Below are 16,585 nucleotides of genomic sequence, written 5' to 3'. Positions count from 1 at the left end.
AACAAAAATACTGAATGATTATTACTATCTAATTTCATTGTAATTACTTCCTTTCAGTTTTTACTACTGATTTTATAGTACAATACATTTTTTTGAAAATCAAGTAAAATAAATAACCTATCGGTTAGGCTTACATCTTCCACCTCCTATGGCGAGGAAGAGGAATTTCGCCATTATAGGTTAAACTCTGAATCTTTCTTTGCTTCATCTAAAATTTTAATTAATTTTTCATTCATTATATACATTCCTTTCTATATAAAAAAGAAGCCATCTAAAAAAAACTAAGATGACTTCACTTAATCGTTATAAACAGTACATTTACTAGTATAAAATAATTGGTGTACCTGGTTCTATATTTTCATATATTTTCTTTGCCTTAGAAAAAGGTGTATTTACACATCCATGTGAACCTGAAGATCTATATATACCTCCACCAAAAGAACTTCTCCAAGTAGCATCATGAATTCCTATATTTCCATTAAATGGAAGCCAATAACTTACAGGTGAACTATAGCCTTGACCAGTTAAAGAAACATTTCTAGCTTTATAGTTAAGAGGATATATACCTGATGGTGTAGCAAATCCCCTAGCTAAACTTCCTGTTACAACATCTGTTGATACAAGCATTTCTCCATTTTTAAAGAACCACATGTGTTGGCCAGAAAGACTAATCTCAACATAGGTATTACCAATATCATCTTTATTACGAGATACAGCTTTTTGTATGTAGATAGGTTCTCTTGTAACATTTTTCCCAGCTTTTACAACATCAACTAAAGCTTCAGCTTCTTTCTTTTTATCTATCAACCATCCATAAATTCCACCTGAAATAGTAATCTCTTTACCAGTTGCAGTTTTAAATGGTCTTGAATCTCCAAAAGTACTATATTTTTTGCTTAATCCTCTTGTATACTCTACCATCGCATCATTATCGAAAGTTATGTCATAATTTTTTTCTGAATCTACTTTTAACCATTTATTAATCTCAGAACCGTCTAAAGTTTCCTTACGGTCACTAAAATCATATGTAACAACTACACTGACATATTTATCTAATGTCTTAATAGCTTCTTTTAACTTTTCTGAATCCTTTGTATTGTTTGGAGCTTCATATATTTTACTTTCCTCTAAAGAAACAGAAGTAACACCAGAATTAATTGATTTTTGTACTAGTTTATAAAAATCATCTTTTTTTACTTTGTTTCCAAGTACCTCTGGTACTATAGCATAAGCATTTTTACTGCTATCATACTTAGGGTATGCACTCTTAGGCTCTACAACATTTTTACTATCAAAACAAGATAAAGCATTAAACCTTTTTTCTAGTAAATCTTTATCATATGAAAGAGTTACCATATTATTATACTCTTTAGATTTAAATATTCCACCAATCCACCCAAATGCACTTTGGTTATCTTTTATTTTTTGAACCTTATCATCTGGTGTAAACTTTAAGTCTATATCTTTTGATTTTATTTGTTCTTTTTTATTGTTTCTTTCCTCTAGACTTAAAGTATAAGAATTAGTACTTGATGTTAATAAATCATTTACTTGTTCAACTGTCTTTCCTGATGCTTTCACACCATTAATAGTAGTACCAAAGTAAAAATGATTTCTAAAAAAGATTGCCATCCCTATATAAGCTACAATCAAAACACCTACTACTATAGCTATCTTAACTTTTAGATTTTTTTGCCCACTTTCTTGTTTTGCTTCTTTTCCTTCAATCATAACTAAATCCTTTCTTCATTATAATTACCTATGTACTTTACTAGTTTTTAAAAAACCTTATTTCTTCTATATACCCAAACTATTATATTATTAATTTATATTTTTGAAGATAGAGTTATTTACATGATACTACTTTATCTTTTAGATAAAATGCTTATTGTTAATACCTCCTTTCAAAATCCCTTAAACATAACCTCTGCTACATAATATATTACCATACTTTTAAGTTTCAGTGTGGCTATCTGTCTATTTTTGTGACATTAAACTACTATTTTCAAAAAAAGAAACTAATATATTGTTAGTTTCCTTTTTTGATTTATTCTTATATATTAGTATCCAACTTAACATAACGTTGTTATATACATTTTATATAATTATTATTTAATTATTTTAGTTTCTATGTCCTTCCCATCTGCGTATTCTTTAAGTAAATCCTTAGCGTATCCAAAATACTCTTCAATATCTGATTCTGGACTAAATGAAAATATACAAATTAGTATTTCATTTACATCTGTTGTTATCATAGCTCTCTCAGAATCACTGGTTGGACTTCCAAATTTACCTAATGAATCAGATAGTATAGGTAGATTTTCTATATTTATCAACTCTTTTCCAATACCTTTATACTGCTCGCCTTCATCACCTACAGTAAAACATATTGGTGAATGTAATTTACCTATATTATATGTACCAACTGGATATAGTGATTTTATAGATATTAAATTATTTATTTCAACTATATTATTTATTGTATATAGACCCTTCCCCTGAACAATTCTTCTAACTAATGCTTCTGAAGATGTTCTATATCTACTTGGATTTTTACCAAGTTCTTTATATGCATCTCTTGCATCTTTAATCTTATCCAATTTCGTAATATCTTCAATTTCTAGCTTTTGATTTAAAATATTACAAAACTCATTTATCCCATTTATTAACTTTTCTGAGCTTTTATTTACTACTACTTTTGCTTGGATACATCCTAACTTTGCATCAGGCCACTTGTCCTTAAGTTTTTTATCAATGCTTATATCTATCATACTCAAACAACTCCTATACATTAAATTTTTAGTTAAGTTTTTTATCATCTATACATTATAGTACTATTCTTTTGTTAATAACATATTTATATTTAAAATAATTTATTTTTAACAGATTTTTGTAAAAGATAATTACTTTCTTCATATATGAATATTACAAAATAAAAAACACTAATTATCTAGCAAGCATTTATTAAATACAAGCATATATAATAGTGTTTTATATAAAAAATTAAATTTTATTTTTAGAGTAATTCCATAAAATTTTGAACTGGCATTGGTCTTGCAAAATAAAATCCCTGAACTAGATCACATCCAAATTGTTTCATTAATTCAGCCTGTTTCTTACTCTCAACACCTTCTATAATTACAACTAAATCTAATGATTTTGCTAGAGATACTATAGACTTTGCTATATTACGACTTTTCTCATCATTTTCAATACCATTAAGGAAAGACTTATCTAATTTTAATACATCAATTGGCATGTCCCTTAGACAACTAATAGAAGAATAACCTGTCCCAAAATCATCCATAGAAATTGAAAATCCATACTTTCTTAATTCATTTAAAACACTCTTTAATATATTTAATTCATTAATAGCTACAGTTTCTGTTATCTCCAATTCAATTAAATTTGAATGTATGTTATATGTTTGGATAGTCATATTGATAAATTTTACAATATCTGGTTGATATAGCTCAACTCTAGATAAATTTACTGAAACTGGTACTAATTTTTTACCTTGTTTTTCCCATTTAGATAAATCGATACAGACTCTTTCAAATACAAATCTACCTATTTTTAAAATCAATTGACTTTTTTCTGCTATTGGAATAAATATAGCTGGACTTATAAAACCATGTTCAGGATGATTCCATCTTATCAGTGCTTCACTTCCTATCATATCACCATTTACAAGTGAAAACTTAGGTTGATAATAAACTTCAAATTGATTCTTTACTAATGCTGTCTTTATATCATCTAAAATTATAGATTCCTCACTAAGCTTATTTCTAACATCTTCGTTATAAATAGCATAGTTTATATTTTTACCTTTGGCAACAGACCTCGCCATATTAGCTTTATTTACAGCCTTTTGAGCATCTACTTCTCCTTCTTCTACGAAGTAAATACCCACACAAAGAGAAATTTCAAATACTGTATTTAGATTATTTTCAATATTATTTCGTATACTATCAAGTTTTTTTATAATTTTATTTCTTCCATTTTTATATTCACAGAAAATAGCAAAATAATCACTTGAAAGGCGTGCATATATTTCACCTTCTGTTAATTCCTCTTTTAAAGCTCTTGCTATAGTAATTAATAGATTATCACCAAATTCATATCCAAAAGTATCATTAATCATTTTAAAATTATCAATATCAAAATATACTATAATATAATTTAAAGATGGTTTATTTAAAAGACACTTACTACATTCTCTATAAAATTTATTTTGATTTCCTATATGTGTAACTCTATCTTCATATGCTAACCTCAATATTTCTTTTTCATTAGATTTTTTTATGTACATTATATAGAAAATAATTGCAATAAACACAAATATAATCAATAACACTGCATATACAGCTCTCTTAATAATTTGCTCAGAATTACGAAATATAACACTTTCTGGAATTGAAAAAATCAAGTTCCAATCATTTATATAATTATCTTTGCTCTTCCCATTATCCATAGTAGCATATCCTAGGTATCGTCTTTCTCCTGACATATTTAAAATTGCTGCACCTATTTTATTTTTTTCTAATTGTTTTTTTAATTGATTTACATCTTCAATGTCATTATCCTGTTTTAATAATTCATAAATATTCTTTGACAATCTATCTTGTTGAGGATGAAGTATAACTGTCCCATTATTTTTTACAACATAAGATATACTATTATTTTCATAAAAAGATACATTTATAAGTTTCATTAGAGTATTGACATCATAAGTACAATATAAAACTCCAACTACTTTATCATTATTTAATATTGGTACTGAGATAGCAATCTTTTTTACAGACTTATTTACTTCATCAACATATGGACTTGAAACATACTCTTTGCCATTAATTGAATTTTTAAAGAATTCTCTATCTTTAACAGAAAACTTATTACCCTTAGTATTTTCTGCATTCCCATTTATATCAACAATTGCCATAGTATAAAATTTTTGGTTTTCCATTTCATCTAAAAGCTTTTTTATTTTTTCTTCATTAGACATGTTTGGATTTGAAGTATAATAACTTGAAAAAATATTTAAAATATCTAAATCTTTTTCAATTTGTCTTTGTGCTAATTGAGAACCTTGTATTGCAACTTCTTTTATATGTACTTCTGCCTCTGATATAAGAAGATTTCTTGTATCTTCTATATATAGATATCCTAATATCAGAAATAATGATGCCAATAAGAGAATTATAATTAATGTAACACTTTTATTTCTTTTAGTCATCTTACCCCTCCCTTAATTAGTCAACACTTTATATCCCTATTTATATCTTTTTTAATACAAATTTATTACTTATCTTACATACAAATATATCTAAATATTACATATAGATTCATTCTAATTATTATAATAACATTCTTTAATTAAATTTTGAATTAAAGTTTTAAAACTATTTATATTTTTTCAAATAAAAAACCCTATATACATGAGATTATATATCTCATGTATATAGGGTTTTAGTTTATTTATTTTATAGTAAGTTTTGTAGTAAATTTATTTTCCATAATATGAATTTAGATACATTTCTTTTATTTCATTCATAAGAGGATATCTTGGATTCGCACCTGTACATTGGTCATCAAATGCTTGAATCACCATTTCATCTAGTGAATCTATAAATTTAGATTCCTCAACCCCAAATTCTTTTATAGTTTTAGGAATACCAACTTTACTCTTTAAATCTTCAATAGCTATCAATAAACTTTGGAATTTTTCTTCATCAGAATTTCCTTTTAATCCTAAGAATGAAGCTATTTCAGCGTATCTCTTTAATGCCTCTGGATACTTATATTGAGAGAAAGCTCCCATTTTCTTTGGTGCATTAGAAGAATTAAATTTCATAACACCTGTTATTAAAAGAGCATTTGCAACACCATGTGGTACATGATGGAAAGCACCTAACTTGTGAGCCATAGAGTGACAAACACCTAAAAATGCATTTGCAAAAGCCATTCCCGCCATTGTAGAAGCATTTGCCATTTTTTCTCTTGCTTCTGAGTCTTTTGCTCCATTATCGTATGCACGTGGAAGATATTCAAATATGCTCTTAATGGCTTGTAAAGCTAGACCATTTGTATAGTCAGTTGCAAGCATAGATACATATGCTTCTAGTGCATGAGTTAAAGCATCAATACCAGAAGCAGAAGTTAATCCTTTTGGCATATTCATCATCATATCAGCATCAACTATAGCCATATTTGGCATCAACTCATAATCTGCTAATGGATATTTCACCCCTGTATCTTGGTCAGTTATAACTGCAAATGGAGTTACTTCTGAACCAGTACCTGCTGATGTTGGTATAGCTACAAAACTAGCTTTTTCACCCATTTTAGGGAAAGTATACACTCTTTTTCTTATATCCATAAATCTCATTGCTAGGTCTTGGAAATCTACTTCTGGATGCTCATATAATGTCCACATTATCTTACCTGCATCCATTGCACTTCCTCCACCTATAGATATTATTACATCTGGATTGAACTCTCTCATAGCTTTAGCACCTATCTTAGCACATTCTAAAGTTGGGTCTGGTTCAACTTCAAAGAAAGTAGTATGCTTGATGTTCATTTCATCTAATAAGTCAGTAACTGTTTTAGTATATCCATTATTGTAAAGGAATGTATCTGTTACAATAAAAGCTCTCTTTTTATCCATTACATCTTTAAGTTCTTTTAACGCCACTCCTAAACAACCTTTTTTAAAATAAACTTTTTCTGGTGCTCTAAACCAAAGCATATTTTCTCTCCTCTCAGCTACTGTCTTAATATTAAGTAAGTGCTTAACTCCTACATTTTCAGATACTGAATTTCCACCCCAAGAACCACATCCTAGAGTAAGAGAAGGAGCTAGTTTAAAATTATATAAATCACCTATACCACCTTGAGAAGAAGGAGTATTAATTAAAATTCTACAAGTTTTCATAGCTTTAGTAAATTTATCAAGCTTTTCTCTCTGATTTACATCGTCAATATATAATGAAGATGTATGACCAAACCCTCCATCTTCTACTAATTTTTCTGCTTTACTAACTGCATCATCAAAGTTGTTTGCTTTATACATTGCAAGTACTGGTGAAAGTTTCTCATGAGCAAAAGCTTCTTCTATTTCAACTGATTCAACTTCACCTATTAAAACTTTAGCATCAACTGGAACTTCAAAACCTGCTAGTGTTGCTATTGTACAAGCTGTTTGGCCAACGATTTTAGAGTTTAATCCTCCATTTACTAAAATTACACTTCTTAATTTTTCTGTTTCTTCTTTATTTAATAAGTAAGCACCACGCTCTTTAAATTCTTTTTTAACTTCATTATATATATTTTCTAATACTATAACTGATTGTTCAGAAGCACATATCATACCATTATCGAATGTCTTAGATACAAGAATTGAATTTACAGCAGTTTTTATATCTGCACTGCCATCAATTATTGCTGGCGTATTACCTGCACCAACTCCAATAGCTGGTTTTCCAGATGAATATGCTGATTTAACCATTCCAGGGCCTCCTGTAGCAAGAGTTAAGTCAACTTCCTTCATAACAGTCGTAGTTAATTCCAAAGATGGCTCATCAATCCATCCAATTATACCTTCAGGAGCTCCAGCCAAAACAGCAGCTTCAAGAACTACCTTTGCCGCCTCTATAGTAGAATTTTTTGCTCTTGGATGTGGAGAAAATATTATTCCATTTCTAGTTTTTAGAGCTAAAAGTGATTTAAATATAGCAGTAGAAGTTGGATTAGTTGTAGGTATAACTGCTGCAACAACTCCTATTGGCTCAGCTATTTTAGTCAGGCCAAAGGCTTCATCTCTCTCTATAACACCACAAGTTTTAGTTTCTTTATATGCATTGTATATATACTCTGATGCATAGTGATTCTTTATAACTTTATCCTCGGCAATTCCCATACCAGTTTCTTTTTGTGCCATTATAGCTAGAGGAACTCTTTGCTTATTAGCTGCTAAAGATGCTGCTAAAAAAATCTTATCTACCTGTTCTTGAGTGTATGTAGCAAAGATTTTTTGAGCTTCTCTAATTTTTGCTAATTTTTTAACTAGATTTTCAACATTATTTACAACACCTGAATTATCTACCATAGCTTCTTCTCCCCTTTTATTTTCTATTATAACTTGTTCTTTATTAGCCATTTCAATGCCCTCCTAGAATAGTATAATCTTCTTTTTATGTTAATTTATTAACAGTATAACACGTTGTTTTTACATTTTCAAGTTATTTTTTTAACATTTTATTTTTTATTTAGTCTTATATTATTCATATTAATACTATTATTCTTTACAAATATCTAAATTAACTATATATCACTTTATTTTTTATATAAGTTATAAACAAATTCATCTCAATGCTTAAGGATAACGTTATTTTTTTAACACTTATGTTTTTATTTTTTTAATGAAAAAATTAAAAGATTCTTTTTTCAAGGATGGTATTGTATAAAAGTTATAAAGAAAAAAATACTTTAAGAAGAAAACAAAGGCTTAAAGATCAAATTAAATTAAATACTCTGAGATATACAAACAGATATAATATATACTATAATTAAAGATATATACACTGATAATTTTTATATACTGTGAAATAAAATATATTTAATATCGTATAGATAAACTTAAAATTTATAGGAGGAATTAAGGATGAAAAAATTAAAAATAATTAGCATTTTATCTTTAGTTATGAGTACAATTTCAGCCATTTGTGGTATTGGTGTAGTAACTTATTATGTAGATAATTTGTTTATTAGAGGGCTTTCAGTATTTATTTTAATTATGTCTGCTTGTTTTGTATCAAGTACAACAAGTTTGATATTTAAAAATGCAAAGTAATATAAATTCCAATTTATAAATTAGTTTAAGTAAATAATTTTAATATATTACAAGTTAAAGTCCAGCAAATAAGATTGCTGGACTTTGTTAATATTACTAATCATACACATATATCATATTACATCACTAATCTATTGATGTGGACTTTTTATAACAGGTTGTAACTGTTTATTATCAAGAGCAAGCTCTATAGTTGGAATTATTAACTCTGTATGTGCAATCATAGAATTAGGCTTTGTATTACAATTATCTTGACCAAAAGGTACAAAATATATATTTTTAGAGTTAAGAAGAATACCAATATTTTTGAAATTAAAACTTAGAGCATCATTAGTTGATATTGAGATTACAAGTGGTTTATCATTGCGAAGATGACCCTTTGCTGCCATCAATACTGGAGAGTCCGTAATACCATTTGCTAACTTAGCGGCAGTATTGCCAGTACAAGGGGCTATTATTATAATATCAGCAATTCCTTTAGGTCCAAATGGTTCTGCTTCTTCAATTGTAACAATAGGTTTATTTCCTGTCAGTTCATATGCTTTTTTCATAAATTCTTCAGAATTTCCAAATCTACAATCTATATTTTGTGATACATCTGAAAATATCGTGTGCACATTTGCTCCTGCTTTTACCAAATTCTCTAACTCTATAAATATTTTATCATAAGTACAAAACGAACCAGTAAATCCTACTCCAATTGTAAGTCCTTCAAGTTTCATCTCTAATCCCTTCTTTCATTTATAATATTTTCTATAGCGTTAACAAGAATTTCACCAGATGTCTTTGGTGAGTATTTACCAGGAAGCCCAAGACAAAGATTTGCATTAATACCTAAATTTTGTGTAGCAGAATAATCTAATCCACCAGGAGAAGAAGCTATATCTATAATAGTTACTTCTCGTGATACTTTTTCTAATTTCTCTTTCGTTAAAATACATTCTGGTATGGTATTAAAAATATAATCAAACTTTGAAAGATTTTCATCTCGTTGATTTAAAGAAATACTAGAATACCCAAATGCATTAGCCGTACTCCTTGCATCATTATTTCTTGCTCCAACACATACATTTGCATCTAAAGCATATAATTTTTTAGCAAGTATTTGTGCACATCTTCCGAAGCCTAGTACTAGACAGTTACTTTGGTGCATATTGATTATACTTCTTTTAATCGCTTCTGATATGGCTCCTTCAGCTGTAGCAACTGCATTTAAAATAGCAACATCATTCATCTTCATAAAATCATAAACCTGAATAGAGTGTTGCTCACAAAATTTGTAAACTTTAGTTGGTATGTTGCCTCCAAATAGTATTTGATTAGGAGATAAGTTAATTAACAAGTTATCAATAGTAGCATCAAGACAACCATCAGTATTTTCAATACTAAATTGATTTTTTGTAAATGGAATTGGACATAAAATAATGGAACTTTTGGATAGTGCTTCAGCTAGTGAAGTTGCTTTTCCAGCGATTCCATTTACAATTTCATTTGCTATTCCATATACAACTACAGAATATCCTTTATTAATTAGTTTTTTTACCATGTACACTTGTCGCAGGTCTCCGCCTATAACAGTTATATCGTATTGATTTGACATATTGTAAGCCTCCTTTACTATATACAATATGTTTTTATCAATATATTGGTTCACTAAAATTATTAAATATTATACTTCTAACATTGCTAATAATGCTAATCTATCTATCTTTTCAGAAGATGTATATGGTAATGAATCTAAAAAAATAATTTTTCTTGGAATTTCATTTCTAATTAAATAATTTCTAATCTTAGTCAATAAATCCTTCTTTGTAATTTTATCTATGGTTGTTACAAATAATGCAATTTGACTTCCCTTTATAGTATCTAAATAAGGTAATGCAACTGCATCTTCAATTTGAGGAATTCTTTTGACTACATTTTCAACTTTAGTAGAACTAACTTTAAATCCACCAATATTTACAACATCATCACTTCTTCCTTCAAATATCAAATATCCATCATCATCAAAATATCCAATGTCATTGACAGAATAAGGCTCTGATGCATTATATACTGCATATTCGGTATTTACAAAAATTATTCTGTTCTTAATATATACATCTATTTTTGGAAATGGCTTACCTATACTTAATGGTTTCTCAATCAATTCATCATAACACAAATATGTAATGTAGTTTAATTCACTTGCTCCATAATATAAAATTATTTCAGAGTCTGGCATATATTTTTTTATTTTTCTTGCTGCATCCTCAAACAACAATTGAGAACCTGTAAAAACACTTCTAACTTTAACTATTGTCTCACTTAAATATTTAACCAATAACTGAAGTTTTGTAGGTATAAGATATATGTTAGTTATATTGTATTGTTTTATTGCATTTATCCATGTTTTATAATTTAAACCTGAACTTATTACAATACTACCACCTTCATAGAGTACTGACATTATAGAATTTAGATTTCCTGTAAAACTAAGTGTTCCATTGATAAACAAAACAGAGTCCTCATAAATATGGAAAACTTCATTTTGTATAGGAAAAAATCCAGCCCAGCTTTCATATGTTCTATATAATACTTTTGGGACATTTGTAGAGCCTGAAGATAAAGCTCCCATACAAATTTCTTTATCTAAATAGTCTAAGATATTATTATATTGATATACATTTATACTGTGATGGTCTGTAGAAGAATTAGTTATCTTTAATATCCTATTGCAACTACCATTAGATAAATCATTTATATCTATATTCTCATCAGATATAACAACTGAAATATTATTCTTTATTAAAATATCACTTAATACTCTTTTAGAAAGATTATAATGACAAATGATAGGCACATTATTTGAATAGTTAACACCTAAAAAACTTACTAATTGGAACTTTATATTTTTAGAATAAATTAAAACAGGAATATTTTCACCTATAGAAATTTGTCTCCCAATCTCCTCACTATCTCTTAATATACTGTCATAAGTATACTTTTCTCCATCTATAATCAAAAAATCTTTATCTTTATAGCTGTTTCTTTTTACTTTCAAAAGTTCATAGTAATTCATAATCTACACCCTTTCAATCAATAAAGCAGAGCCTAATCCCCCAGCAGCTGCTATAGAGCAAATTCCATACCTTCCATTAGTTTTTTCAAGTGCTTTTAAAAGATGTAACGCAATAATTGCACCAGAAGCACCATATGGATGACCATATGCTAAAGCCCCTCCAAATATATTATACCTATCTATTAATGCTGGATATTTTCTTTGAAATAAAACATCTATAACTGCAAATGCTTCATTAAATTCAATCGCAGATATGTCCATATAGTTAAGCTTTTCTATCTCTAAAATCCTCTCCATAGCTTTCATAGCAGATGTTGGGCTTAAATGTGGCTCTGTTCCTATTGTACAAGAGTTAATAACTTTAGCTTTTGGATTCTTTTTTGTAGTCTCTAAATATCTTTTAGAACACAGTATAAGAAATGAAGCTCCATCATTAATAAGACATGCATTTGCTGCATTTGTAATACTTCCCTTTCCTAAAATCGAAGGTATCCTATCTAATAATCTTTGGCTCATTTTATCACGTATACCTTCATCATATGTATTGCTATCTATAGGAGATATAATATCTTCAAGAAATTCTTCTTCTCTTGTGTTTTTTGCTCTTCTATGACTTTCTTTTACCCAATAATCTAATTCTTCTTTCTCAATTTTATATAACTTTGCCACTCTTTCTGCACCTTCGAGCATACTATTCTCACTATTATCATCTGGAGAAAATTGAGCAACTGCATAGCTTGGATTATTGATATTATATCTTTTATCATTTTTATGATATGTACGCATTGGTTGTAGAGAGCTACTCTCAAAACCTCCTGCAATAATTAAATCACATTGCCCAGATTTAATCTTTGAAAATGCTATATCTAAACTCATCATAGCAGAAGCACATTGCATATCTACAGTAAAAGCAGGAACTTCACTTTCTATTCCCGCTGTTAAAGTCATTAATCTTGCGATATTACCTCCTGTACCAACTGCATTTCCACATATAATCTCATCAATCTTATCAATCTCATACTTTTCAATTAGATGTTTTAAAACCTTTGCTCCTAGTAATTCTGGTTGAACACATTGAAAAATTCCATTTTTTAAACCTATATGACTTCTTAATCCTCCTAATATAAAAACATCTTCCATACATTATATCCTCTCTTCATCATAGATTTCTTTTAAGTACGTTATTTAATTTAACACCTAAAAAAGATGCAATAATTGCTTTTATCGTATCTCCAATTAAAAATGGTACCACTGCTGCAAAAAGGGCTGCTTCTACTGTCATTTGATTAAAGTAACACATAAATACTGTTCCCATAAAATATATAATAGGCATACCAACAAAAATTGTTATTGGTATATATCTTTTAATATCATTATTTTTACCTTTTAATAAGCTAATAATTAGTGATGCAAATAAAAATCCAAAATAAAAACCACCTGTTGGGCTTAGTAATTTGCCAATTCCAGATGCACCTCCACCAAATACAGGGATTCCAATTAAACCTATCATTATGTATACACCAACTGTACTAAATGCTTGTCTTGGAGTTAATATTAAAGCTATTAGATTTATCATTATTGTTTGTGCTGTTACTCCTGCTGGTGTAAATGGTAATGGTATATATATATAGGATGATATACATAATAATGCTACACATATTGACATTTTAGTTAAATCTTGAATATTTACTCTATTATTTTTCATTTTTATAATTCCCTTCATATGTCTTATTCAATTTAGTTTATATGTACATATAATAAACCCTCTATTAAGGCTTTGTTTTAGTATAAAAGAAAGACAGTTTTTTGTCAACTTCAATACAATTTTAGGTTTACATTTAATTTATAAGTAAACTTGCTTCTAATCCTTTATGTTTTAATGGTTATTTATAAAATTTTACTTATAAACAAATCTATTTGCCCTATACTTGTAAATTATAATATGATATATTTTATATGAGATTTTATTTCATATAATAAATTAACAAGGAAGTGACAATATGAAAACTAATGAAAATCAATTAAACAACATAGATAAAGAACTAGATGAGCTTAGTAAGAAAGTTTATTTAGAATCCCCAGATTTTTGGATAAGTATTTCTGACAAAATAGTAGATAAAATTTTTGATGAAATGTTATTATTTTTTGCAGTAAAATATAATTATTACAATATACTATCTTTTGCAATTGAAAATAATTATATAGATTTAAATATGCCATCAAAAAATAAAGACTATCCAAATATAATGAGTCATTTTTTAGACACAGCAAAACAAAATGAAGATAAAAAGATTTATAATTATCTTTTAAACTTAAATAAAGAAGATACCATAGGTGAAAACGCCTCTTTAGATGATTTAAATCACAATACTGAGAAAGATACTTTTGGAAAGAAAGATGTATATATTCCAAAATACATGTGTCCAAACTGTAATACTAATATTTTTGATACAGGTTACAGAGTATCAAATGATATAACATATAAATTTTCTTTTCAAGATGCCGAACCTGTTGAAGTATCTAATGAGATTACTTCTATTAAATGTTGTAATTGTGATAAATCAATAGAAAATGTAACTAATGACAAATTGTATAGTATATGTAAAATTCAAAACTGTGATAATTGTGGTTCTAGTTTAATTAAAGTAGGAATTATTGCAAAGAAAAAAATGGAGTTTAATGAGAATACTGAAGAATTTGGATATGTTTCAACGTCTTATTGCTGTAACAATTGTGGCTCTAAAATAAATTCATCTCAAAAAGAATACTTTAAACTTTAATATCTTATATTTTTAAAATAATTTCAAATAATAATACTCTGTTATTAAATATTATTATAGAAATTTTTGGGGACATATTTGGAAATATAACATAAATAATTTTTATATAGACACTTTAATGGTAATTAAAATTGCTATGAAATTAAATATTATTAAACTAGTTTCATAGCAATTTTTAGTAATATAATTTTTATTAAGTTTGGACAAATTCTATTTTCTATTTCTTTAGTGTACCAACCATAACTCTTAAATCAATTGTTATATTAGATATCCCTGACTTTATCAACTTTAAAATTTCTTCTTCATCTAATGTTGATGTTAAAGGAGTCATTTTAACCAAATTCATTAAATTTAATACACTGACATCAGTTTTATAATTGATTCTATTTTCATAAACTACACTTAGATGTTTTTTAAATACAGCTACAATGTTTTTATTGTCATAATCATTATTCTTTATATTTCCCTGTATATTTGTCCTTATTTCTTTTAAATAATTTAATTCTGGGACAATCTTTACTATTATTCCATCATCATTTAAAACCCTTGTAAATTCCTTATAATTTGCAGGAGAAAGTATATTTAATATTACATCAAACTTATTATCTTTAAATGGTAGATTTGACAAATCTGAAATACACCATATAATTTCATTCTCTCCTCTTGTAGCTATAGAAATACCTTCTTTAGCTATGTCAATTCCAATTAATTTACATATATTATTAATATTTTTATCTTCATATAATTTATTTAAGAAATATCCTTCTCCACATCCAGCATCTAAAATATAGTTAATATTTTTATCTAAAGTGTAGTTATGAATTGCAGACTTTATTTCTTCTGTTAAATTATCATATGCTTTAGAATTATATATTTCATGTCTTGATTCAAATAGTTCTTTATCATAAATAGTTTTAGTATTACTATTTAATAAGTTAACATATCCCTTTTTGGATATATCAAAGCAATGATTATTTATACATCCCATGCTATTTTTATCAATTGTAATCATATCTTCTTTACAAAGTGGACATTTGAATACATCTATATTTTCATTAAGTAGTAATTTAGCAATTTCTATCCTTTTTAATTTTCCAACAATCTTTTTACCTTCATTACTTATATTTTGTTTCATCTCCATAATCTCCTCAAATTTACTATTTAATTTAAATAGCACGAAATTATGGCTACTTATATAAGGTATGTTTCTATATCTTATATAAAATCATGTTATAAGTTTTTGTAAAATAGCCACAATTTGTGCGCTATCCTCTTATTCTAATATAATGCATAAATGCTCTTTTATTCATTATTTTATCCTCCCATAATTATATATTTTGTAATATATACTAGGTTACAAGCATATATGATTCAGGATTTTAAGTCTCACCATTATAAAAATATATCTATCTAGATAGTAAACATTTTAATCGCTATTCTAATATGAATATACTAAAGCTGTTTACTATATTCCATTAGATATTCTTTAAACCCTGAATCTTCATTTACTTGTTCTTTTACTATATTAAAACCTTTTTTATTGTAAAATACAACTGCTTTTTTATTATCTTTATATACTGCTAAGCTTAGATTTTTATACTCTTTAATTACATAATCTAAAAGTTTGCTTCCTATTCCTAGACTTTGATAATTTGTACTTATAAACAAAGCTCCTATAAATTCATTATCTATAATACTTATAAATCCTTTTATTTCTTCTCCATCATCATATACAAAAGTTTCAGATATAGGCATATATTCGTTTTTAACAATATTGTAGCTATTTTTCCAATAATCTTTATTTATAAAATCATGTGCTTTGATTGTACTTTCTTCCCAGATTTCCATTATTTTTTCTATATCTTTGTTATTTGATTTTCTTATCATAAA

At 27.3% G+C, this 16,585-nt stretch carries 13 protein-coding genes; 2 read left to right on the top strand and 11 right to left on the bottom strand.

The genetic code is table 11. The features are described from left to right. Positions 1–321: 321 nt before the first annotated feature. The 4 genes from KGF36_RS13480 to adhE all read right to left on the bottom strand — a co-directional run bounded on the left by KGF36_RS13480 (position 322) and on the right by adhE (position 8,110). On the bottom strand, positions 322–1,731 hold the full coding sequence (locus tag KGF36_RS13480; RefSeq protein ID WP_227854797.1) for a L,D-transpeptidase family protein: 1,410 nt from the start codon (positions 1,729–1,731) through the stop codon (positions 322–324). A gap of 377 nt (positions 1,732–2,108) precedes the next feature. Continuing rightward, positions 2,109–2,771 carry a B3/4 domain-containing protein gene (locus KGF36_RS13475; RefSeq protein WP_227829570.1) on the bottom strand — a complete coding sequence of 221 codons (663 nt, stop codon included), beginning with the start codon at positions 2,769–2,771 and terminating at the stop codon, positions 2,109–2,111. A 245-nt stretch (positions 2,772–3,016) separates the two neighbouring features. After that, positions 3,017–5,236 (bottom strand): EAL domain-containing protein, encoded by a 2,220-nt coding sequence (locus tag KGF36_RS13470; RefSeq protein WP_227829571.1) that lies wholly within the window; start codon positions 5,234–5,236, stop codon positions 3,017–3,019. A 270-nt stretch (positions 5,237–5,506) separates the two neighbouring features. Further along, positions 5,507–8,110: a bifunctional acetaldehyde-CoA/alcohol dehydrogenase gene (gene adhE, locus KGF36_RS13465; protein WP_227829634.1), complete on the bottom strand. Its 2,604-nt coding sequence runs from the start codon at positions 8,108–8,110 to the stop codon at positions 5,507–5,509. A 555-nt stretch (positions 8,111–8,665) separates the two neighbouring features. On the opposite strand from adhE, the gene KGF36_RS13460 reads away from it, so the two are divergent. Next, complete coding sequence (locus KGF36_RS13460; RefSeq protein WP_227829572.1) at positions 8,666–8,854, top strand: hypothetical protein; 189 nt, start codon at positions 8,666–8,668, stop codon at positions 8,852–8,854. Positions 8,855–8,985: 131 nt separating this feature from the next. On the opposite strand, the gene KGF36_RS13455 is transcribed toward KGF36_RS13460, so the two are convergent. The 5 genes from KGF36_RS13455 to KGF36_RS13435 form a co-directional block, all read right to left on the bottom strand. After that, a complete protein-coding gene (locus tag KGF36_RS13455) occupies positions 8,986–9,576 on the bottom strand; it encodes a dipicolinate synthase subunit B (protein WP_227829573.1) in 591 nt (196 codons plus the stop codon). Positions 9,577–9,578: 2 nt separating this feature from the next. Beyond that, the gene (dpsA, locus tag KGF36_RS13450; protein ID WP_227829574.1) at positions 9,579–10,454 is read right to left on the bottom strand and encodes a dipicolinate synthase subunit DpsA; all 876 of its coding nucleotides are present in this window, start codon (positions 10,452–10,454) and stop codon (positions 9,579–9,581) included. Positions 10,455–10,523: 69 nt separating this feature from the next. Beyond that, positions 10,524–11,915: an AMP-binding protein gene (locus KGF36_RS13445; RefSeq protein ID WP_227854796.1), complete on the bottom strand. Its 1,392-nt coding sequence runs from the start codon at positions 11,913–11,915 to the stop codon at positions 10,524–10,526. A 3-nt stretch (positions 11,916–11,918) separates the two neighbouring features. Next, a complete protein-coding gene (locus KGF36_RS13440; RefSeq protein WP_227829576.1) occupies positions 11,919–13,055 on the bottom strand; it encodes a thiolase family protein in 1,137 nt (378 codons plus the stop codon). 19 nt (positions 13,056–13,074) lie between these two features. Further along, on the bottom strand, positions 13,075–13,620 hold the full coding sequence (locus KGF36_RS13435; RefSeq protein ID WP_227829577.1) for a biotin transporter BioY: 546 nt from the start codon (positions 13,618–13,620) through the stop codon (positions 13,075–13,077). A 295-nt stretch (positions 13,621–13,915) separates the two neighbouring features. Here KGF36_RS13435 and KGF36_RS13430 point away from each other — a divergent pair, with 295 nt between their 5' ends. After that, a complete protein-coding gene (locus KGF36_RS13430) occupies positions 13,916–14,695 on the top strand; it encodes a hypothetical protein (protein ID WP_227829578.1) in 780 nt (259 codons plus the stop codon). Between the two features lie 217 nt (positions 14,696–14,912). On the opposite strand, the gene KGF36_RS13425 is transcribed toward KGF36_RS13430, so the two are convergent. Beyond that, positions 14,913–15,830: a putative RNA methyltransferase gene (locus tag KGF36_RS13425; protein ID WP_227829579.1), complete on the bottom strand. Its 918-nt coding sequence runs from the start codon at positions 15,828–15,830 to the stop codon at positions 14,913–14,915. A gap of 317 nt (positions 15,831–16,147) precedes the next feature. Beyond that, the gene (locus KGF36_RS13420) at positions 16,148–16,582 is read right to left on the bottom strand and encodes an N-acetyltransferase (RefSeq protein WP_227829580.1); all 435 of its coding nucleotides are present in this window, start codon (positions 16,580–16,582) and stop codon (positions 16,148–16,150) included. Positions 16,583–16,585: the final 3 nt, after the last annotated feature.

The sequence above is a fragment of the Clostridioides sp. ZZV14-6009 genome (genome assembly GCF_020658095.1).
Lineage (GTDB): Bacteria > Bacillota > Clostridia > Peptostreptococcales > Peptostreptococcaceae > Clostridioides.
The sequence above is the reverse complement of the archived record's forward strand: the minus strand, read 5'-3'. Positions and strand labels throughout refer to the sequence as shown.

Bases quoted from the DNA above. Each gene is read 5' to 3' on its own strand.
- KGF36_RS13480 (WP_227854797.1), bottom strand. From the start codon at position 1,731: ATGATTGAAGGAAAAGAAGCAAAACAAGAAAGTGGGCAAAAAAATCTA.
- KGF36_RS13475 (WP_227829570.1), bottom strand. From the start codon at position 2,771: ATGATAGATATAAGCATTGATAAAAAACTTAAGGACAAGTGGCCTGAT.
- KGF36_RS13470 (WP_227829571.1), bottom strand. From the start codon at position 5,236: ATGACTAAAAGAAATAAAAGTGTTACATTAATTATAATTCTCTTATTG.
- adhE (WP_227829634.1), bottom strand. From the start codon at position 8,110: ATGGTAGATAATTCAGGTGTTGTAAATAATGTTGAAAATCTAGTTAAA.
- KGF36_RS13460 (WP_227829572.1), top strand. From the start codon at position 8,666: ATGAAAAAATTAAAAATAATTAGCATTTTATCTTTAGTTATGAGTACA.
- KGF36_RS13455 (WP_227829573.1), bottom strand. From the start codon at position 9,576: ATGAAACTTGAAGGACTTACAATTGGAGTAGGATTTACTGGTTCGTTT.
- dpsA (WP_227829574.1), bottom strand. From the start codon at position 10,454: ATGTCAAATCAATACGATATAACTGTTATAGGCGGAGACCTGCGACAA.
- KGF36_RS13445 (WP_227854796.1), bottom strand. From the start codon at position 11,915: ATGAATTACTATGAACTTTTGAAAGTAAAAAGAAACAGCTATAAAGAT.
- KGF36_RS13440 (WP_227829576.1), bottom strand. From the start codon at position 13,055: ATGGAAGATGTTTTTATATTAGGAGGATTAAGAAGTCATATAGGTTTA.
- KGF36_RS13435 (WP_227829577.1), bottom strand. From the start codon at position 13,620: ATGAAAAATAATAGAGTAAATATTCAAGATTTAACTAAAATGTCAATA.
- KGF36_RS13430 (WP_227829578.1), top strand. From the start codon at position 13,916: ATGAAAACTAATGAAAATCAATTAAACAACATAGATAAAGAACTAGAT.
- KGF36_RS13425 (WP_227829579.1), bottom strand. From the start codon at position 15,830: ATGAAACAAAATATAAGTAATGAAGGTAAAAAGATTGTTGGAAAATTA.
- KGF36_RS13420 (WP_227829580.1), bottom strand. From the start codon at position 16,582: ATGATAAGAAAATCAAATAACAAAGATATAGAAAAAATAATGGAAATC.